This window comes from Salinicola lusitanus, from assembly GCF_038648475.1.
In the GTDB taxonomy this organism is placed as follows: Bacteria; Pseudomonadota; Gammaproteobacteria; order Pseudomonadales; family Halomonadaceae; genus Salinicola; species Salinicola lusitanus.
Window position 1 is genome coordinate 673,442 of the sequence record NZ_CP151919.1, and the last position, 20,172, is coordinate 693,613.

The window sequence follows — 20,172 nt, forward strand, 5'->3', positions numbered from 1 at the left end:
TGATGCGGGGCGGGATCGGGCGCAAACCCTTGATGTGCCTGGTGCCGGTAAGTGGACTCGAACCACCGACCTACGCATTACGAATGCGTTGCTCTGCCAGCTGAGCTATACCGGCCAGGCGGCGCCTATCATAATCACCAAATCCGTGGCGGACAACTAAGGCGACGCTTCCGATATCGTCTGCCGCGCCTGAGTTCTCGGAACGCTCACTTCATGCCGGGCGCAGCGACCGGACCATCCCCGCCCGGCGGAACGCCGGCGTCCAGCACGAGACCGCCACCCAGCGCCTGGACGAGCTGCACCGAGCGGTCGAGGCGCTGGGTGTCGATCTGGGTCAGGCTCTGTTCGGCCGATAGCAGCTGCTGCTCGCTGCTGAGCACGTCGAGATAGTCTGCCAGCCCGGCGCGGTAGCGCTCCTCGGCCAGCCCGTAGGCGGAGCGGGCGCTTGCCAGGGCCTGCTGCTGACTCTGGCGCTGACGCTCCAGCGATTGCAGCGTCGTCACGTCGTCCGCGACTTCTCCCAGCGCGGAGACGATGGTCTTGTTGTATTGCGCCACGGCCAGGTCGTACTCGGCATCGGTGCTTTCCAGATTGGCGCGAAGCCGGCCACCTTCGAAGATGGGCAGCGAGATGGCAGGCGTGACGCTGCCGGACTTGGCCGCCTCACTGAAGAAGTAATCCCCCAGCACCGAGCGAAATCCCGCCATCGCCGAGAGATTGATATTGGGATAGAACTGCGCCTTGGCCGCATCAATGCTGCGAGAGGCGGCTTCGACCCGCCAGCGTGCGGCGACGACGTCCGGCCGGTGGCCGATCAGGTCGGCAGGGATCACGCTGGGCAGCGCGGCAATGGCGGGCGACAGCGAGTCGGGCCGTGGAATCGTCTCGCCGCGGTCAGGCCCCTTGCCCAGCAGGATGGCGAGGGAAATGCGCTCGCTGCGGATCGACTGCTGCGCCGACTCCAGCGCCTGCCGTGCGCTGGCGGCGGTCACCTGCGACTGCAGGCTCTGGGTCTGGTTGTTGAGTCCGGCCTGGAGCAGTTCATCGTTGATGTCGTTGATCCGCAGGGCTCGGTCCAGTTGGCGCTGGGCGACATCGCGGCGGGCATAGGCATCGGCGAGACTGACGTAGGCGCGTGCCACGTTGACCGACAGCGTCAATCCGGCGGCACGGTATTCGATCTCCTGGGCGCGGGCTTCTCCCAGCGCGGCTTCCCAGGCGGCACGGGCGCCGCCCCACAGGTCGAGATCGTAGTCGAAGGAGAGCAGCAGCGAGCGCGAGGTGGAGTAGAAGTTGCCCTGCCCGAGCGGGTCTTCGACCTTGGAGACGCGGGAGCGCGAGATTTCGGCGGAGGCATCGATGCTGGGTAGTTCGTCGGCCCTTGCCGAGGCGATGGCAGCGTTGGCGGAACGTAGCCTCGCCTGCGCCACTGCGATGTCCGGAGAGTCGCTCAAGGCTTCCTGGATCAGCGTATCGAGCATCGGATCCCCCAGCCGCTTCCACCAGTCGGCATCGGGCCACGCGGCCGGTGATACCGGTGAGCGGCCAAGCACCTGACTGGCACTCAATTGGCTGATGGGCGTCAGCGTCTGCTGTGGTTCGATCCCGGCGTAGTTGGCACAGCCTGCCAGCAAGGTCCCGGCGAGCGTGGCGCCAGCGGCCCATCGGACCGTGACACCAGGGAATGGAGAGAAGTCAGACATCCGTGCCCTGATCCAAAGAGTTCCAAAAATTAATTAGCACTATAACAATAATATGACTTAGCCATCCACTGACGCGCCGCGCTTGGGCGGTTCGGGAACCGCCTCGTCCGCCGTGCCCTCGCGTGACGCCATTTCGGCCTCTTGTTGCTGCTCCTGACGGAACAGCGACCAGACGACAATGAACAGTGCGGCGATCAGCGGCCCGAGCACGAAGCCGTTGATCCCCAGCAGGGTCATTCCGCCGACGGTCGAGATCAGCACCACGTAATCGGGCAGCTTGGTCTCCTTGCCCACCAGCGGTGGGCGCAGGAAGTTGTCGACGAGCCCGATGACCACCACGCCGACAAATACCAGGATCACGCCTTTCACGTAGGCCCCGCTGAGCAGCAGGTATGCCGCTACCGGCACCCAGACGATCGCCGAGCCGATCGCCGGCAGCAGCGACAGGAACGCCATCATCACGCCCCACAGCAGCGCAGCTTCGATACCCAGCGCCCAGAACGCCACGCCGCCGATCGCCCCCTGGACGATGGCGATGATCACGTTACCTTTCACGGTGGAACGCACCACGGCAGTGAATTTCTCGATCAGCTTGGAGGTGTACTCGTCACTCAGCGGAATCGTCGTGCGAATCAGTTGCCCGAGCGAGCGCCCGTCCCGGAACAGGAAGAACAGCAGATAGAGCATGATGCCGGCGCTGACCAGAAACTGGAGGGTGTTCTGCCCGATGCTCAGCATATGCGTGGCGATCAGCCGACTCCCCTGCTCGAGCGCCGAAGCCAGGCGGTTGCTGATATCGGAGAAGCTCCCGAAGCCCGCGTCCCCCAGCCAACTCTGAACCGAAGCCGGTAGCGACCCCTGGAACTGCTGGATGTACTGGTTGAAGTCGATATCGCCGCTGCCCACGCGCTGGTAGACGCTAGCCCCCTCACGAACCAGGGCACCGAAGATCAACGACATGGGAATGATGACGATGAATACGCACGCCATCACGCTGATGAGTGCGGCCCAGTTGTTCCGGCCCTTGAGCCGGATGACCAGACGCCGATGCATGGGTTGGAAGAGGATCGCCAGAATCACCGCCCATAGCACGGCACCGTAGAAAGGCAGCAGCAGCCATACGAACGCGATGGACACTAGCGTCAGCAAGAGAATGAACGCTTTGTGTTGGCTCAGAGAACTCATGGGGATTCCGAATTGAAGGGTCACTGACGCTAAGCATAGCGTCCTCGACACCTTGGCGTTCAACTAAGAATGCCGACAATTCGATCTTGCCCGGTTCAGGCGCTCCAGCCACCCTCGCCAGACGGCAACGAAGAAGCGCCAAGCCTCACGGCTGAGCGCTGGTACTGACCCATCATCCTTGATGTCGAACCACGCGTCCTGCGCTCCGCTTCCCTGCTGATCGACACCTTCCCGGTGTCGCATCGCCACTCTAGCCCCCGGTAGATGACAGAACGTTAACAACGAGGTGAATCTACCCGGGATGAATGTCCCGATTTCAGCAACCTGCGAGATTACAAAAAATTTCAATTTTCACGACTGGGCGCCGGCTTAGCTGATTCAGGGACTTACCAGGCACTGTTTAACACAGGATAATAAGACATCGAATTCAATGCCGTACAACCCTTGTACACCCTCAATCGCTATGCCAGCATGAAATCGTGAAGTCGGCATGGAAAGCCGGAACGATCGGGCAGGGATGCCCGGCACGTGGCGACAAGGATTTGCCGCCATCTGGTCAATCTGGAAGACCAACGTCCAAGCCAAGGAGGGCTGATCGTGAAAGATACCATTGCTTGCACCCGCTGCGGTCATAGTCAGTCGGTTCTCTTCGAATCGCACACCGAGTGGGATGAAATCAGCTGCATCGAATGCGGCGAATTTCTCGATACCGTCGGTCATTGGAAGGATATCCATGCGCCCAGCTACTCGGTACAGATTCTCAACCAGTGCCGCAGTCTGACGTTGAAGATGTCGCGCGAGAAGGATCTGTCGTATCGCCCCCCGAATGACCATCACCTCGATTTGAGGGAATCGGCATGATGAAAGTCACTCTGGATCTCACTTGCTCCGTTTGTGGTCATCAGCAGTTTCATTTGCCGGTCAACAGCCAGCAGGGTTCCAATGTCCGCTGTGCCAACTGCAGCGCCTTCAAATGCAAGATATTGGATCTGGAGAAAGCGCTCAGCGCGGTGAACCGGCTATCCGCTAGAGGCCAGCCTGCAGCAGCATGACGCGAACCATCATTTGACAAGCCGCCTCCAAGAGGCGGTTTTTTGCGTCTCCAACCATAATGAAAAAATCCGTTAGCGGTTCCGACAAAGGATCCAGACCATGGTCGATATCGAGCAGCTGAAAAGTCACATCAGAGACGAGGTCGGTGCTTGCCAACAGCGCCTGACAGAGTTCAGGCAACAGCTGGAATCCCGTAAACAAGACCTGTGTCTATTGCAGAGAAACATCGAAGAGTGGGTCGATGCACTGGGGCTGGAAGACATCGGTCGTCGCTACGATGAACAGACCCATACGCTAGAAAAGTTCGACGAAACCTTCGAGCTGACGCTTCAGAAACTGACACTCTCCTTTGGCAGCTGCAAACTGCATGTCGCTCCCGAGGAGCAGTACCTCCATGGTAGTCGCGTACTGTTGTATTCATCCGCCGATGAAGACGACATCAAGGAGATCATCAAGTCGGAAGGCGAATACTACTTCACTGAGCTGCAGTTCGGTCAGAAGCGGGACCTTTCGCGATACGACCAGTTGACCGACGTCTCGTTCTACAAACTGCTCTATCGCTGGCTCCGTACTTGAGGCCATCATGATCGGATGGCCGAGCCCAGGGTCCTCCGCCATCGTGGCGCGGACCTTCAGCCACAAAAAAGCCCCGATCGAAATCGGGGCCAAGGAAATATTCCGCAGGGAGCGAAACGACGGCTAGTCTAGCCAAGATACCTCTCGGCAAAAGCCCGACGAGAGCAGGCTTTGGCCTGCAATTCCATCTTCACTGCCGTGTCGACTCGATTCGACTTATGCCTGGAGCGTCAGCGAAACCCATGAATTCCGCGACCGACTCCCTCTGCGCCCGCAGCTTCTCGCCAACAGCCTGAAACCTCAGGTCTTTCTAGGCCGCCCCTGCGGGCCGATGGGGCGGTCCAATGCGATCTCGATCGCACGATCCCGGTCAAGACCGCCTTCGATGAGTTTCTTGAGGCGTGTCTTGAGTGTGCCCGCCGGCATTTTTCCCATCGTTGCCCTGGTCGTAAGACTCCCCTCCTTAGGAGCATTTCTCTTTTTTAGAACGAGCACTCGCTGCTCGTGCGGGGTGATCTTCATCGCAACTTCCTTGGAGGCGCTAGCCCCCTGTTCTCGAGTGAGAGGAAAACGATATGGTCGGGAGATTCAAACGGTATGGCTCGACGGTGTCGAGCTCCTCGAAACTAGCCGCTTCTCACACCGCTGACTACTCCTTTTTCGGCAAAACGTTCAGCTTGCGCAGCGCATCTCGCCTCGTCGCGCCGGAAGCCCCGGCTGGCACCGAAGTTGGCATTCGCTAATTCGCTATCCTGCACCCATACTGACTTCACGATCTGCTCGGATTCTCGCCAGGCGCGTGCCGATCCTCCAAGATCGGCCTGCACCTCCCGTGACGCCTCACCTCGTAGCACGCCGCGACCGTCGGTCGCGACGCTTTTCAACTCGACACTCGACGAACTTTCGAGTGGCACCGCCTAACGCCAGCAGGCGTGCCCCATTCTTCACCATGGCATGGCGTTACCGCCTCGACCCGAGCCCTGCCCCCTCGGTCGGCGGCAGGAGATCACCAATGCATCGATGCAACGGCTTGCCGATTACTCTCTCCCGCGCCTCATCGCGTGGATATCAACCATGAATGCCTGGTGGCGGCGGGGCAACACCAGTGCCGACCCACCGCCTCCCTGGAATTCCAGGGCCCCGGTCCGCGAAGAGCTGTTCGGCCCGGAGCGGCTCGAGCAGCACGCACAGAGTCTTGCGCTGGCGCAGTCGGTCACCCTGCGCCCGCCAGCAGTCCTGCCCTTGCATCGACGACTTCTCGACAACACGGTGGCGCTGGCCGCGGCCTACCACAGCATTGCCGACGAAGTCGCCCAGCGCCGCAGCATCGTGCCAGCCGCGGAGTGGCTACTCGATCACTACCACCATGTCGAGAAACACGTCAGCGATATCGGAGAAGATCTACCACCGGGTTACTACCGCCAGCTGCCCAAGCTGGCCGACGGCCCCTTCGCCGGCTACCCACGAGTGCTGGGCCTGACCTGGGCCTACGTCGCCCATACCGACAGCCATTTCGATCCCCTCACCTTGGCCCGGTTCATCAACGCCTACCAGCGCTCGGAAGCGCTGACCATCGGTGAGTTGTGGGCGATCGCCATCAGCCTGCGACTGGTTCTGGTGGAAAACCTGCGACGGCTCTCGGACCAGATCGTCCATGCGCGGGAAGCCCGGGCCGAGGCCGATACCCTGTGCGAAAGCCTGCTGCGGCGTGAGGCCGATGGCCGTTCGCTGCAAGCGTACGCCTACCTCGACATCAGCGAGCCTTTCGCCGCCCACTTCTACGCCCAGATGGTCAAGCGTCTCAGGGATCAGGATCCCGGCAAGGTGCCGGCGCTGGCCTGGCTGGAGCAGGAGTTCACTCGCCAGCACACCTCGATCGCTGCCGTGGTGCACAACGCCCAGCAACGCCAAGGTGCATCCAACGTCAGCGTGCGTAACGTGATCACCAGCCTGCGTCACATCGCCGATTTCGACTGGGCGACCCTGGTCGAGCAGGTCAGCCTGGTCGACCAACGCCTGCGCGCTGGCAGCCGCTTCGCCGAGATGGACTTCGCCACCCGCGACCGCTATCGCAATGCCATCGAGCAACTGGCCCGCGGCTCGCACCGGGGCGAGCTATTGGTGACCGAGCAGGCACTGGCCGCCGCGCGGGCCGAGCTTGCCCCGGATTGCCAGCCGGCCGAGGCGGAACGACGCACAGATCCGGGGTATTACCTGATCGCCGACGGTCGTCGTGAACTGGAGCGATCGCTCGGCTTCCGTCCGCCCATGGCACTGCGAATTCGACGGGCCGTGCTGAAGCTGGGCCTGACGGGCTACGCCTGTGCCACCAGCGTGATCACGCTGCTGCTGCTGGGGCTGGCGGTGTGGGCGCTGGCAGCGGCCGGTCTGACACCGGGGTGGCAACTGGCGTGGCTGGTACTGATTGTCCTGCCCGCCTACGAGGTGGCGACGGCGCTGACCAACCGCGCCCTGGGCGAAGGTGTCGGCGGCGAGGCGCTGCCCGGTCTGGCACTCGAGGAGGGCGTTCCCGCTACGCTCAGAACGCTGGTCGTGGTACCGGCCATGCTGACCGATTCGGTCGCGCTGCGTGAACTGATCGAGCGTCTGGAAGTGCACTATCTCTCCGGCACCGGCGGCGATCTCACCTTCGCCCTGCTGCTGGACGGCCGCGACGCCGATACCGCCGAACTCGCCAGTGACGACATCCTACTCGCCAGTGCGGTCGACGCCATGGCGCACCTCAACCAGCGTCACGGCCCTGGTCCGGCAGGCCCGCGCTTCCTGCTGCTCTATCGTCGCCGACTCTACAATGCCAGCGAGGGCTGCTGGATGGGTTGGGAGCGCAAGCGTGGCAAGCTGACCGAGCTCAACCGCTTGCTGCGTGGCGCCGACGATACCTCCTACATCGACGTCGCCGGCCACACGCCCTGGGTACCGTCCGACGTGCGCTACGTGGTGACACTGGACAGCGATACTCGCCTGCCTCGCGATACCATCACCAGGCTGGTCGGCAAGATGGCGCACCCGCTCAATCAGCCGGTCTTCGGGCCCAAAGACCGGGTCGTTCGCGGGCACGCCATTCTCCAGCCCCGGGTGACGCCTTCGCTGCCCATCGGCCGCCAGGGCTCACGCTACCAGCGGCTGTTTTCCGCCCCCGGCGGCATGGACGTCTATACCGCCGCGGTATCGGATCTCTACCAGGATCTGTTCGGCGAGGGATCGTTCGCGGGCAAGGGAATCTACGCCGTGGACGCCTACGAGCGCTCCCTGGTGGGCCGAATTCCCGAGAACAGTCTGCTCAGCCACGACCTGCTGGAGGGCATCTTCGCGCGGGCCGGTCTGGCTTCGGATGTCGAAGTCGTCGAAGCCTACCCGGAACGTTACGACGTTGCCGCCAGGCGCCAGCACCGCTGGACGCGAGGCGACTGGCAACTACTGCCCTGGTTCTGGGGTGGGCGTTCGGATCGCCAGGCGCTGACCGCCGTCGGCTGCTGGAAGATCGCCGACAACCTGCGACGATCGCTGCTGGCACCTAGCCTGTTCGGCGCGCTGATGATCTCTGCCTGGCTACCGATATCGGCCGCGCTCACCACCCTGGCACTGACGCTGGCCTGCCTGATCATTCCCGCGCTGATTCCGGTCGTTTCTGCGCTCGCGCCCCATCGCCGCGACGGCAATTGGCGCCATCATTGGCGGACACTGGGCCGGGACCTGCGAACCGAAATGGGCCGCTGCCTGCTGAGCCTCGCCCTGCTGGCGGATCAGGCCTGGCAAATGGGTGATGCCATCGTGCGCACGCTGTTCCGCGTCTACATCTCCCAGCGCCATCTGCTGGAGTGGACGACGGCATCGCAGTTGGCCGGCAACGAGCGTCTCGGCGCGGCCGGGTTCGGTCGCGAAATGGCCGGCGGCACCCTGCTGAGCCTGGCACTGGCGCTGCTTCTGGCGATCGTCGAGCCACCGGCCTGGATCGTCATCCTGCCACTGCTGGTACTGTGGCTGGCCGCTCCGCTGATTGCGCTCTGGACCAGCCGCGCGCCCACCGACACCACCGACAACCTGCGTCTCTCTCCGCCGCAAGCGCAGGCATTGCGACGCATCGCGCGACGCACCTGGCAGTTCTTCGATACCTTCGTGACCGAGGATTCCCACGCGCTGCCACCAGACAATTTCCAGTTCGACCCCAAGCCGGTCATTGCCCAGCGCACCTCGCCCACCAATATCGGCCTCTATCTGCTGGCCTGCGTATCCGCGCGGGAGTTTGCCTGGATCGGCACCCATCGCGCCGTGGAGCGACTCGAGGCCACGATGGCCACGCTGCTCACGCTGGAGCGCTGCAAGGGCCATTTCTACAACTGGTACGACACCCGAACACTGGCGCCACTCGATCCGCTCTACGTCTCCACCGTCGACAGCGGCAATCTGGCAGGCCACCTGATCACACTGGCCAACGCCTGCGAAGCCTGGGCCGCCCACCCCCACGTCCTCGACCCGCGCAACGGCCTCACCGATACCCTGCTGCTGTGCCGAGAGGACATCGCCACCACCGCATCGCTCGACGCAGAGATACGCACGGCCCTGCTAGACGAGCTGGACGCTCTCTCCTCCCATCTCGAATCGACCGGCTACGGCATCGAGTACTGCGATGCCCTGCGTCAGTCGATCGATAGCTGCCTGCACCTGCTGGGCGCGCAGTCCGGCGATACCACCGACGCCGACGCGGCGACCGGGGAAGTCCCGCCTCAAGGCTGGATGCGGATCCTGCAGCGCTGTCTCGACGAGCACCGATGCGACGCCGAGAATACCGCGCCCCTGTCCCGGACTGCCCCCGCCCAAGGAGATCCTTCGGAGGCGGCATCCGAAGCCACCCTGGGACGGCGCCTGTCCATGCTGGCAACGCAATCGCGGCGGCTCGCGCTGGAGATGGATTTCCACTTCCTGCTGGTGCCGGAGCGCAAGCTGATGTCGATCGGTTACGCCCCGCGGGAGGATCGGATCGACGAAGGCTGCTACGACCTGCTCGCTTCCGAGGCGCGCCTGGCGAGCCTGCTGGCGATCGCCAAGGGCGACCTGCCCACTCGCCACTGGTTCCGTCTGGGCAGGGCGGTGACACCGCTGAAAGATGGCGTCGCACTGATCTCGTGGTCGGGCTCGATGTTCGAGTACCTGATGCCCTCGCTGGTCATGCGTGCGCCGTTCGGTAGCCTGCTGGAGCAGACCAACCGGCTGGTCGTGACCAGCCAGCGTCTCTATGCCAGGCGCAAGGAGATCCCCTGGGGGATCTCGGAATCCGCCTACAACGCACGGGACATCGACTTCACCTATCAGTATTCCAACTTTGGCGTGCCGGAACTGGGACTCAAGCGAGGACTCGGCGACAACCTCGTCATCGCCCCCTACGCCACCGCACTGGCGACCATGGTCGCGCCGCAGGCCGCACTGGAGAACTTCGCCCGCCTGCAAACCATGGAGGCGGAGAGCCACTTCGGCTTCTTCGAGGCGATCGACTTCACCCCGACGCGACTGCCGATCGACCGGACCTTCGTCATCGTGCGCAACGTCATGGCCCACCACCAGGGGATGACCATCGCCGCCATCGCCAACAGCCTGCTCGAGGGACGGCTGCGCAGCCACTTTCATCGCGAGCCGATCATCCAGGCCAGCGAGCTGCTGCTGCACGAGCGCCTGCCTCGGGAAGTCGCGACCCTGCCATCTCCCAACGATGCCAGGCACGCCGCGCCGTCGAGCACCGCCGCGACAGCAGCGGCGGCGGTGCGACGACACGTCGGCGAGCCATCCTCGTCGCCCCCAGTGACCCACCTGCTCTCCAATGGGCGCTACAACGTGATGCTGACCGACGCCGGCGCCGGCTTCAGTCGCTGGCAGCGCCAGGCGATCACCCGCTGGCGCGAGGACGCCACCTGCGATGACTGGGGCAGCTTCATCCTGCTGCGCGACCGGGAGAGCAACGTGCGCTGGTCCGCTGGCGCGCACCCGCTGGCCAAGGCAGCCGATTGGCGAGAGGTGATCTTCGCCGAGGATCACGCCCGTTTCACCCGCCGCGATGGTGAGATCACCACCACACTCGAGGTGCTGGTCTCCGGTGAGGACGATGGAGAGGTACGACGTGTCTCGGTCACCAACGGCGGGCGCCAGGCGCTGACCATCGAACTGACCTCCTACGCCGAGGTGGTGCTGACGCAGCCGCCCGCCGACGACGCCCATCCGGCCTTCGCCAAACTCTTTGTCGAGACCGGTTTCATCGCCGACTACGCCGCACTGACCGCGACCCGACGCCGCCGGGATGCCAGCGAAACTCCGATCTGGGCGGCGCACTTCGCGGTGGTCAAGGGGGAGTGCGAAGCGCCGCAGTACGAGACGGATCGCGCCCGCTTCCTGGGCCGGGGGCGTCAAATCGGCAATGCCCTGGCGCTGACCGGCCAGCCACTGTCGAATACCACCGGCGTGGTGCTGGACCCGATCTTCTCGCTGCGCTACGTGCTGCACATCACGCCGGGACACGTTGCCCACATCGATTTCTGGACGGTGGTCGCCGAGAGTCGTGAAGCGGTGCTGGCACTGATCGACAAGCATCATGACACCAGCGCCTTCGACCGCGCCCGCACCCTGGCCTGGACACAGGCCCACGTGCAACTGCGTCACCTCGACATCGATCTGGAAGAGGCCGCCGACTTCCAACGCCTGGCCGCGCCGATCCTGTACAACGATGCCCGCTTCCGCCCCTCCTCCGATATGCTCGAGCGCGGAATGGCGATGCAGTCCAACCTCTGGCCGATGGGGATTTCCGGCGACCTGCCGATCGTGCTGCTCCGGCTCGGCGATATCGAGGATGTGGCCTGGCTCAAGACCCTGCTCCGTGCCCACGAGTACTGGCGCGCCAAAGGGCTCGGCGTCGACCTGGTGGTGCTCAATGATCGTGCCCACTCCTATCTGGAGGAGTTGCAGGAGGCGATCGAATCGGCCGTTAGCGTCAACCGACCGCCCCCCCATGTCGAAGGCGATCTGGCGCTGGGCTCGATCTACACGCTGAGAGCCAACCAGCTGAATCTGGCCAGCCAAGAGTTGCTGCTGGCCGTGGCTCGTGTGGTGCTGACGGCGCGCAAGGGCGCACTCACCGCTCAGCTCGACGCCCTGTTGGCGCCGCCTTCATCCAGGCCCGCTCTCGACGCGCTGGCTCGAGCCGGCAAACTCGGGTCCGGCGCGGTCAGGGCCGACACCCCGTCTCCCGACGCCGCTCGTGCATCCCTGGCGTACGAGACAGTCGTGATCGGTGGCAACCCCGACACGCCGGCCAGGTCACCGCGACCGGCGGTGGCACCGTCCTCGCGCCCGCCGCTGGGGGACCTGGCCTTTTTCAACGGCACCGGCGGCTTCGACCGTGGCGGGCGCGAGTACGTCTGCGTGCTCGACAATGGCGATACCACACCCCAGCCCTGGATCAACGTCATCGCCAATGGCGGTTTCGGCTTTCAGGTCTCGGCGGAGGGCGGCGGCTACACCTGGGCGGACAACAGCCGCGAGAATCAATTGACGCCATGGTCCAACGATCCAGTCAGCGATCTGCCCGGCGAGGTGATCTACGTCCAGGACGCCGACAGCGGCGCGCTGACGACCGTCACCGCGCGCCCTTGTCGCACGCGCCCCGGGCATCAGGCCCGCCACATCACGCGTCACGGCTTCGGCTACACCCGTTTCGAGCACGACACGCCCCAGCTATCCATGATGCTGCTGCAGTACGTGCCGTTGAACGACCCGATCAAGATATCGCGACTGACGCTGGAGAATCGCACCGCGACCCCCCGTCGGCTGATAGTGACCGCCTATACCGCGTGGGTGATGGGCACGGCGCGGGCCAGGACCGCACCGTTCCTGGTCTCCCGACACGATAACGTCACTGGTGCGCTATTGATGCACAACCCATGGAACCAGGCCTTCCCGGGACGGGTCGGGTTCGTCGATCTGGACGGACGCCAGAGTCGCTGGACCGCCGACCGCCGCGAGTTCCTCGGCGGGGGCTCGCTGGCCGCGCCGGAAGCGTTGACCGCGATGCGGTCGTTGTCGGCAAGCAGCGGGGCGGGACACGACCCCTGCACGGTGCAGCAGTGCGAGCTGACACTGGCCCCTGGAGAGACGGTCGAAATCGTGGCGTTCATGGGCCAGGCCAGCGACGACGAGGCCGCTCGAGAGCTGATAACGCGCTACCGAAGTACCGATCTCGACGCCAAGCTGGACGAGGTCGAAGCCTACTGGCAGACGCTGCATGGCGCCTTGCAAGTCAGCACGCCGGATCCGGCCATGGACCTCATGCTCAATGGCTGGCTGACCTACCAGACACTGGCCTGTCGCATCGTGGCGCGCTCGGCGTTCTACCAGGCCAGCGGTGCCTATGGTTTCCGCGACCAGTTGCAAGACGGCATGGCACTCACCTTCGCGATGCCGGCGCTGGCGCGACATCACCTGCTGCGCGCCGCCGGTCGCCAGTTCGTCGAGGGCGACGTACAGCATTGGTGGCTGCCGCACTCCGGCCAGGGCGTGCGCACCCGTATCTCCGACGACCGGGTGTGGCTGGCTTTCGCCACCGCCACCTATATCCAGGCGGCAGACGACACCGCCGTGCTGGATGAGCGGGTCACGTTCCTGGATGGGCCGCCGCTGGCACCGGAGGCGCATGACGACTTCGCCCAACCGCGGATAGCCGACGAGACGGCGTCGCTGTTCGAGCACTGCGCCCGCGCGCTGAATCAGGCGCTCGAACGATTCGGCGAACACGGACTGCCGCTGATCGGCACCGGCGACTGGAACGATGGATTCAATCGTATCGGTGATGCGGGCCGCGGCGAGAGCGTGTGGCTGGGCTGGCTACTGCTGCGCACGCTGAGGCTGTTTGCGCCGCTGGCCGAGGCCCGCGATGCGCCGCAAGATCAGGCCCTCGCCCAACGCTGGCGGGAACGCGCCGAGGCGTTGCGCCTGGCGCTGGAAAGCGAGGCCTGGGACGGCGAATGGTACCGCCGCGCCACCTTCGACGACGGTCGATGGCTCGGCACCCACGATAACGATGCCTGCCGGATCGACGCCATCGCGCAGTCCTGGGCGGTACTGTCGGAAGGCGCCGATCCCGAACGCGCCAGCCAGGCCATGGCGTCGGTGTCGCGCCACTTGATCCACCCCGAGCAACGATTGGCGCTGCTGTTCACGCCGGCGTTCGACCAGGCCGCCATGGAGCCGGGTTACATCAAGGGATACCCGGCAGGGCTGCGGGAGAACGGCGGGCAATATACTCACGCCGCGATGTGGTCGATCCTGGCGTTCGTCAAGCTGGGCCAGGCCGAACAGGCCTACCGGCTGTTCTCGCTGCTCAATCCGATCAACCACGCCCTGAACCCGGAAGACGTGGCGCGTTACCGCGTCGAGCCTTATGTGATCGCCGCCGACGTCTACTCCGAGCCGCCCCACGTCGGACGCGGTGGCTGGACCTGGTACACCGGTTCCGCCGGCTGGATGCATCAGGCCGGCGTGGCCGGCATCCTCGGGATCCGCCGCGAAGGTCGCCGCGTGATCGTCTCGCCCTGCATTCCCGACACCTGGCCGGGCTTTTCGGCCACCGTCGACCTCGAGGGGAGCGCCTGCGTGATACGCGTCGAGCGGCCCTCCGAAGACCGGCCCGCCGGCGCCACCCTGGATGGCGAGCCGCTGCCCGACAGCACCCTCGAAGCCTGGCTGACGCTGGATGGCAAACCTCATCTGCTGATCCTGCGTCTCGCGGAACGCGGGCCCGATCCGGCATGGCCCGGCGCCGGCCCGCGAACCTCGCCGCCACCCGTTGCAAGCGCCGACGGCGGCGGAGCATGAAAGAACGCCGGCGCGAGCCCCCACGCCAGGGCAAAGCTGCCCCACACGCGCCAACACTCGCCGATACGGCACCTCGGAGAAACCGCTCATGAGAATTCAGCTCGGTTGTGAAATGATCTACCAGTTCGCGGTCCCCACACCGATGATCGCCATGCTCAACGTGCACCACTCGCGCTTTTCGAGCCTGGAGGGGCCCGATCATCTGGTCACCTCGCCGATGGTCGATCTATCGAGTTATCGCGACAGCTTCGGCAACTGGTGCAACCGGATGGTGGCACCGGCCGGCACCTTCACCCTCGGCACCAATGCGATCCTGCATGACGACGGCGGCTACGATCCCGTCGAGCCATCGGCCCGCCAGCATCCGGTGGAGGAGCTGCCGGCCGATGTCCTCCAGTATCTGCTGGGCAGTCGCTACTGCGAGACCGACCTGCTCAGCGAAGTCGCCTGGCAGCGCTTTCAGGGCACGCCACCGGGATGGGCTCGTGTCCAGGCAATCTGCGACTTCGTCAATCAGCACATCACCTTCGGCTACGAGCACTCGCGACCCACGCGCACGGCCGCTGAAGCCTACCGGGAAAAGGTCGGCGTCTGTCGCGACTACACCCATCTCGCCATCACCCTCTGTCGTTGCATGAACCTGCCGGCCCGCTACTGTACCGGCTACATCAGCGACATCGGCAAGCCGCCACCCTACGCCGACATGGATTTCGCCGCCTGGATGGAGGTCTATCTGGGAGGCCGCTGGTGGACCTTCGATCCGCGCAACAACGCGCCCTGCATCGGCCGCGTGCTGATCGCTCAGGGTCGCGACGCCACCGACGTGCCGCTGACCCATACCTTCGGCCCCAATACCCTGGGCGGCTTCAGTGTGTGGATCTACGAGCTGGCGGCGAAGTAAGAATCGAATGGAGTGACGCTGGTCCGGGAGGCGGAAGACCTACTCGGGGGCGGGCGCGAGGCGAAGCGCCCCCTCGGGAGGCGCTTCAGGCGTGACGAGTGTCAGAAAGCGGTCCACTCTTCGGTTTCGGCTTGGCGTGGGGCGGCCTTCGCCGGTGCCCGTCCCTGGCCCTGGGACTTCGGCGCGCTCCTGGCCGGCGCAATCGATGCCACACCGGTCGAGACGGCAGGTAGCGCCTGAGCGGTGCCGCTCGCGGCCCCCCTGAAGAAAGAGACCTCTTTCAACAGCGCCGCGGCCTGACTCTGCAATGATCGCCCGGCGGCGCTGGACTCTTCCACCAGGCTCGCATTCTGCTGGGTCACGCCATCCATCTGGGATACGGCGGTGTTGACCTGATCGATGCCCTGCGCCTGCTCACGGCTGGCCACAGCGATCTCCCCGACCAGCGTGGTCACGCGGGCAACCCCCCCGACGATCTCTTCCAGCGCATGACCCGCCCGATTGACCAGCTCGGTGCCGGCGTCGACCTGGCCCATGCTCTCATGAACCAGTTGCTTGATCTCCTTGGCGGCATCGGCGCTGCGTCCGGCAAGATTGCGCACCTCGCTGGCCACCACGGCGAAGCCGCGTCCCTGCTCGCCGGCCCTTGCTGCTTCCACCGAAGCATTCAGTGCCAGCAGATTGGTCTGGAAGGCGATCTCGTCGATCAACCCGACGATACCGGCGATCTTGCGGCTCGAGGCATTGATCCCCTCCATCGCCTTGACCGCCTCGCCGGCGACCTCGCCGCCGGCGTTGGCTCGCTGGCTGACATCATGCACGAGCCTGTCGGCTTCGGCGGCGTTCTCCGCGTTCTGGCGCACGGTCGAGGTGATCTCGTCCATCGATGCCGCGGTCTGCTCGAGGCTCGCGGCCTGCTCCTGGGTGCGGCGACTGAGATCGTCGGTACCCTGGGCGATCTCGTCCGCCGCGGTGCTGACCGACTGGGCATTGCCGCGTACGCTCATGACGACATGGGAAAACTGGCTCTCCATCGCCTTCAGCGAGCGCAGCATCACACCGAACTCGTCCTTGCAGGTGATATCGATCGCGTTGTCGAGATTGCCATCGGCCATGGCGTTGGCGAGATCCTGAGCTTTACCCAGCGGCGTCATGATTCCCCGGATCAGCCACAGTGCCAGCAGTACACTCACGATCAATGCACCGATCATGGTGCCGATGACGAGCGTGCGCTCCCATTCATACAGCGCGACCGCGCCCTCGAAGGACTCGGCGGCCTGCGCGCTGTTGCGATCCACCAGTTGCTGGATGTCGCCGAGCGCTGCCGAATATCGCTCGGCCAGCGTCGTCGTCGCGATCTCCCGGGCCCGATCGAAATCATTGCCGCTTACGGCGGCGTTGAGTTCGGCGATGGAGGACCGCAGCTCGGCCAGCGAGGTGATGAAGGCATCGGCCATCCCCCGCTCTATGGGGCCGCTGATGCGATTCGGATAGTAGTCTTCCCAGGCCGCATCGATGATGGCGTCGTTCTCCGCGATCTCCTGCTGCGTCGCCCGCGCCGATTCGGGGTCGCGGTCACGCTGCTCCGCAGTGAGCTTGACCCGGTTGCCGAGCAGTGCCCGGTCGATGCGACTGAACGCTTTCAACGTCAGTACGTTGCCTTCGTAGGTGCGTTCGAGCGCATCGTTGGTCGAGCTCAGACCGAACAGTCCGACGCTTCCGACGATGAACAACATCACGACACAGGCGCCCAGGCTCGCGGCCAGACGCAATTTCACACTTCGATTCAGTAGCAGCATGGCAAGCCCCCGATAGATGCCCTCGGCGCTGGCCGTCGGGCGATATGGAACTGGATTCGGCAAGCGTGAGAAGGCCTGTATCGTTCGCACCATGCCGTGAGACGTCCTATCGGCTGCTGTACAAATAAACTTAATTGTATTTAGTGCGCCGTACTGCTGCGACATCACCCGGGGGAAACCGTCGGCACCCTAAGCGTTGATCGAGAAGGATAAAATCTTTTATCGAAAACCAATTATGGCATCGACGCCCCGATGGAAGGCAGGAAGGCTTCCGGCAGCACCAAGCCGCTCATCGATGACGACTCTTGTACGCAAAATCTACCTTGTACAATTTTTATGGCTATGCCAAAGTGTTCTTAACGGCAGCAGGGACCGCTGGCCCGAATCGACAAGGATCGTCGAACCGTCGGAGGCAGGGACTGCCTCAACTCGCTGGCCAGGACGGCCAGCAATCACCAAGGAGGGAGCATCATGAAGCATCACATTTCATGCACCCGCTGTGGAAACCACCACGCAGTATCTGCGGATAGCCCACGGGACTGGGATGAAATCACCTGCACGGAGTGCGGAGAATTCATCGACACCTACGGCCACCAGGCCGATCTCGCCTCGCCGAGCTACGCGCTTCACGCACTCAATCTATCGCGCGGTCTGATCCTGCAGATGGCGAGAGAGAGCAGCCATCGTCTCGAGCAGCAGCAGACGATGCGGCAATCGGCATGATGACCGTCACCCTGAATCTTGACTGCAGCGTCTGCGGCCATCATCGATTTCGACTGCCCATCAAGCAGGAAGAGGGTTCCCGCGTCATCTGCGCGAACTGCTCGGCGTACAAGTGTCAGGTTCAGGATCTCGAGAAGGCCCTGATCGCCGTTGGCCGAAGCCGGCACCGCACGGCAGTCTCCGCCGCCTGATTCATCACTCGATCGTACTTGTCTGGCCGCCTCGTTACTCTGGCGGCTTTTTTTGGCCAATCCGTTGGGCCGACCAGGCAACATCGCCACCCATGACGGCGGCGACGAGTCGATGGGGTATGGGTATTCCCGCTACTCCGCGCCAGTCGCGCCCGACTCGCCACCTCGTGCTAGTCACCTTATTGGAGCGCCTCGATCAGTTGGGCCTTGGTCATGCCGCTGCGCCCGGCAATGTCGCGTTGTTGGGCCAGTCGGTAGAGTGTCTCACGAGAGAGCCTGGCCAGCTCGCCCTCGGCGGGTGCCTTGCGGGATTTTCCCGCTGCCGAGCCGCGGTCGGACGGTTGCGCGCCCTGGTTGGAAGACCGAGCAGACGACGAGGATTTCCGCGTTGACGCGCCTTCTCCCTTCTCCTTTCCTTTCCCCTTGCCTCCTTTTGGGGTCGGTTCGACCCGCCCACGTTTGAGACTGCGCTTGAGTACCTGCATCAGATCGATGACCTCGGCGCCCTCTTCGCTCTCGTCACCCTGGCCTGCCTCTCGCGATCGGGTCGCTTCGATCGGGGCGACATCCTGGTGACGTCGACGCTTCTGACGTACCCGCTTCTTGAGCGCTTCGATGTGGGGATCGATCAATTGGTCGGGATCGAAGTGCCTGGCATCGAGCTTGTCCATCGCTTGCCGGATCCGCCGCTCACGCTTCGCATCCGGTTCGCCCGGCGGCGCCAGGCCGATGCCTTGCGGCGTGCGCAGCTCATCGTGAAAGCGCAGCGCCTCGGCGCGCAGGATGCCGTTCTCGGCCACGATCGCCACCAGCACTTCGCGCCCACGCATTACCAGCGTGGCGATTCCCGCACGATTGGCGCTTTCCATCGCCGCGGCCAGCAGCCGATAGGGCTTGAGCGCGCCATCGCCGCTGGCCGCGCGAGAGTCCGGCACCAGAAAGTAAGCACGCCGAAAATAGAGCGGATCGAGTTCGTCCAGCGGGACGAATCGGCTCAACGTGATCTCGCGCCGGTGTTCGAGCGCGGCGTCCTCGATCTCCTGGTCCTCGACGACCACGTAGCGGTCCTCGCCGACCTCGACGCCTCGCGCCAGCTCGCTCGACTTGAGCGGTTTGCGCCCGGTCTCGCTGAAGAAGCGGCGGGACAGCGGCCTGCCTTTGTCATCGACCTCTTTCAGCGTGACATCACGTGAGTGCTGGGCGGGGTAGAGGCCGACCGGGAGATTGACCAGCCCAAAGGCGATGGTGCCGGACCAGAACGGCCGCGGGCCACGGAAGCCCTCCCCGTGGTGATGCGGCTTATCCGAGTTCGACGCTTTCGATGTCTTGGCTCCCGACTTAGGCACGCTTGCGCTCCCGGGCCAGGCTGGCCTCGAGTGACGAGACGATATCGCCGGTCGGCTCCTGGCGACGACGGCGTTTGACCTTGAGTCGCTTGCCGCTGCGCTTCGCCTCCACCAGCGCTTCCAGTCGCTGACGGTACTCGTCCTGATAGGTTGCCGGCTCGAAGTCGGCAGCGTACGCCTCGACCAGATCGGTCGCCATCTCCACCTCCTTGGCGTTCAACTTCGCACCGCCGGGCGGTTCCAGGGCATCGGCATCGACGACTTCGTCGAGATGGCGCAAGGTAATCAGGACCGGGTGGCCATCGTGGTCGCGCAACGCACCGACATAGGCCTTATGTCGCATCACCCAGTGAACCAGGCCTTCCCGTCCGCTATTGGCGAGCGCGGCGGCAAAAGCGTCGAACGTCTCTTCGTCTCCATCCGGCCCGAGATAGTAGGGGCGCTGGTACCACTGGTTGTCGATCGCGCCTTGCGGAAGAAAATGCATCACCTCGATGTCCCGCGAGGGCGCCGGTGCCAGTTCGTCGAGCTCGTCGGTGTCGAAGAGGATTCGATCCTGCTTACCGACAACGGCCTTGTGGCGGTCGTCGCGCGACACGGTCTTGCCGCTCCGAGGCTCGATCATCGCCTGATGCACGGGACGATGCCGACGCCGGTCGAGCAGCCGAAAATGGACGTTGCGGTCGCTGACCGCCGTATAGAGTTTGACCGGTACCCGTTCATCGCCAAAGCCGATGACGCCTTTCCAGACTGCGCGAGCACTCATCGCTCTCCTCCCACGGGTAGCTCGGTCGTCGTTTCCTCACGCGTGCCTGTCTTCAT

The 20,172-nt window shown here is 64.1% G+C and carries 13 protein-coding genes and 1 tRNA gene; 7 read left to right on the top strand and 7 right to left on the bottom strand.

The genetic code is table 11. The features are described 5' to 3' along the window. Window positions 1–39 precede the first annotated feature (39 nt). From AAGT95_RS03100 to AAGT95_RS03110, 3 genes are all read right to left on the bottom strand, one after another. Window positions 40–115: transfer RNA gene (locus tag AAGT95_RS03100), tRNA-Thr, on the bottom strand. Between the two features lie 91 nt (window positions 116–206). Beyond that, complete coding sequence (locus tag AAGT95_RS03105) at window positions 207–1,703, bottom strand: efflux transporter outer membrane subunit (RefSeq protein ID WP_342595511.1); 1,497 nt, start codon at window positions 1,701–1,703, stop codon at window positions 207–209. Between the two features lie 57 nt (window positions 1,704–1,760). Beyond that, a complete protein-coding gene (locus AAGT95_RS03110; protein ID WP_342595512.1) occupies window positions 1,761–2,888 on the bottom strand; it encodes an AI-2E family transporter in 1,128 nt (375 codons plus the stop codon). 597 nt (window positions 2,889–3,485) lie between these two features. On the opposite strand from AAGT95_RS03110, the gene AAGT95_RS03115 reads away from it, so the two are divergent. From AAGT95_RS03115 to AAGT95_RS03125, 3 genes are all read left to right on the top strand, one after another. Beyond that, on the top strand, window positions 3,486–3,749 hold the full coding sequence (locus AAGT95_RS03115) for a hypothetical protein (protein ID WP_342595513.1): 264 nt from the start codon (window positions 3,486–3,488) through the stop codon (window positions 3,747–3,749). Next, a complete protein-coding gene (locus AAGT95_RS03120) occupies window positions 3,746–3,940 on the top strand; it encodes a hypothetical protein (RefSeq protein ID WP_342595514.1) in 195 nt (64 codons plus the stop codon). The genes AAGT95_RS03115 and AAGT95_RS03120 overlap by 4 nt, the downstream gene beginning before the upstream one ends. A 100-nt stretch (window positions 3,941–4,040) precedes the next feature. After that, window positions 4,041–4,517 (top strand): hypothetical protein, encoded by a 477-nt coding sequence (locus AAGT95_RS03125; protein WP_342595515.1) that lies wholly within the window; start codon window positions 4,041–4,043, stop codon window positions 4,515–4,517. A gap of 300 nt (window positions 4,518–4,817) precedes the next feature. Here the strand turns inward: AAGT95_RS03125 and AAGT95_RS03130 are convergent, their stop codons facing one another. Then, window positions 4,818–5,039, bottom strand: a complete 222-nt coding sequence (locus AAGT95_RS03130) for a hypothetical protein (protein ID WP_110598114.1) — start codon at window positions 5,037–5,039, stop codon at window positions 4,818–4,820. A 552-nt stretch (window positions 5,040–5,591) separates the two neighbouring features. On the opposite strand from AAGT95_RS03130, the gene AAGT95_RS03135 reads away from it, so the two are divergent. Together AAGT95_RS03135 and AAGT95_RS03140 are read left to right on the top strand one after the other, a co-directional pair. Beyond that, complete coding sequence (locus tag AAGT95_RS03135) at window positions 5,592–14,390, top strand: GH36-type glycosyl hydrolase domain-containing protein (protein WP_342595516.1); 8,799 nt, start codon at window positions 5,592–5,594, stop codon at window positions 14,388–14,390. Between the two features lie 88 nt (window positions 14,391–14,478). Further along, window positions 14,479–15,291 carry a transglutaminase-like domain-containing protein gene (locus tag AAGT95_RS03140; protein WP_110598116.1) on the top strand — a complete coding sequence of 271 codons (813 nt, stop codon included), beginning with the start codon at window positions 14,479–14,481 and terminating at the stop codon, window positions 15,289–15,291. Window positions 15,292–15,392: 101 nt separating this feature from the next. On the opposite strand, the gene AAGT95_RS03145 is transcribed toward AAGT95_RS03140, so the two are convergent. Next, window positions 15,393–17,090, bottom strand: a complete 1,698-nt coding sequence (locus AAGT95_RS03145) for a methyl-accepting chemotaxis protein (RefSeq protein WP_342595517.1) — start codon at window positions 17,088–17,090, stop codon at window positions 15,393–15,395. Between the two features lie 471 nt (window positions 17,091–17,561). Between AAGT95_RS03145 and AAGT95_RS03150 the strand changes: the two genes are divergently transcribed. Then, on the top strand, window positions 17,562–17,813 hold the full coding sequence (locus AAGT95_RS03150) for a hypothetical protein (RefSeq protein WP_110598117.1): 252 nt from the start codon (window positions 17,562–17,564) through the stop codon (window positions 17,811–17,813). After that, entirely contained in the window at window positions 17,810–18,004 is a 195-nt protein-coding gene (locus tag AAGT95_RS03155; RefSeq protein ID WP_110598118.1) for a hypothetical protein, read from the top strand. Before AAGT95_RS03150 ends, AAGT95_RS03155 begins: the two co-directional genes overlap by 4 nt. A gap of 179 nt (window positions 18,005–18,183) precedes the next feature. Here the strand turns inward: AAGT95_RS03155 and AAGT95_RS03160 are convergent, their stop codons facing one another. Continuing rightward, entirely contained in the window at window positions 18,184–19,350 is a 1,167-nt protein-coding gene (locus AAGT95_RS03160) for a Ku protein (protein WP_342595518.1), read from the bottom strand. Beyond that, window positions 19,343–20,116, bottom strand: coding sequence for a Ku protein (locus tag AAGT95_RS03165; protein WP_342595519.1), 774 nt, complete (start codon window positions 20,114–20,116; stop codon window positions 19,343–19,345). Before AAGT95_RS03165 ends, AAGT95_RS03160 begins: the two co-directional genes overlap by 8 nt. Window positions 20,117–20,172 lie beyond the last annotated feature (56 nt).

Coding starts and splice junctions, on each gene's coding strand:
- AAGT95_RS03110 (WP_342595512.1), bottom strand. CDS start 2,888: ATGAGTTCTCTGAGCCAACACAAAGCGTTCATTCTCTTGCTGACGCTA.
- AAGT95_RS03165 (WP_342595519.1), bottom strand. CDS start 20,116: ATGAGTGCTCGCGCAGTCTGGAAAGGCGTCATCGGCTTTGGCGATGAA.
- AAGT95_RS03140 (WP_110598116.1), top strand. CDS start 14,479: ATGAGAATTCAGCTCGGTTGTGAAATGATCTACCAGTTCGCGGTCCCC.
- AAGT95_RS03150 (WP_110598117.1), top strand. CDS start 17,562: ATGAAGCATCACATTTCATGCACCCGCTGTGGAAACCACCACGCAGTA.
- AAGT95_RS03105 (WP_342595511.1), bottom strand. CDS start 1,703: ATGTCTGACTTCTCTCCATTCCCTGGTGTCACGGTCCGATGGGCCGCT.
- AAGT95_RS03130 (WP_110598114.1), bottom strand. CDS start 5,039: ATGAAGATCACCCCGCACGAGCAGCGAGTGCTCGTTCTAAAAAAGAGA.
- AAGT95_RS03120 (WP_342595514.1), top strand. CDS start 3,746: ATGATGAAAGTCACTCTGGATCTCACTTGCTCCGTTTGTGGTCATCAG.
- AAGT95_RS03145 (WP_342595517.1), bottom strand. CDS start 17,090: ATGCTGCTACTGAATCGAAGTGTGAAATTGCGTCTGGCCGCGAGCCTG.
- AAGT95_RS03135 (WP_342595516.1), top strand. CDS start 5,592: ATGAATGCCTGGTGGCGGCGGGGCAACACCAGTGCCGACCCACCGCCT.
- AAGT95_RS03125 (WP_342595515.1), top strand. CDS start 4,041: ATGGTCGATATCGAGCAGCTGAAAAGTCACATCAGAGACGAGGTCGGT.
- AAGT95_RS03155 (WP_110598118.1), top strand. CDS start 17,810: ATGATGACCGTCACCCTGAATCTTGACTGCAGCGTCTGCGGCCATCAT.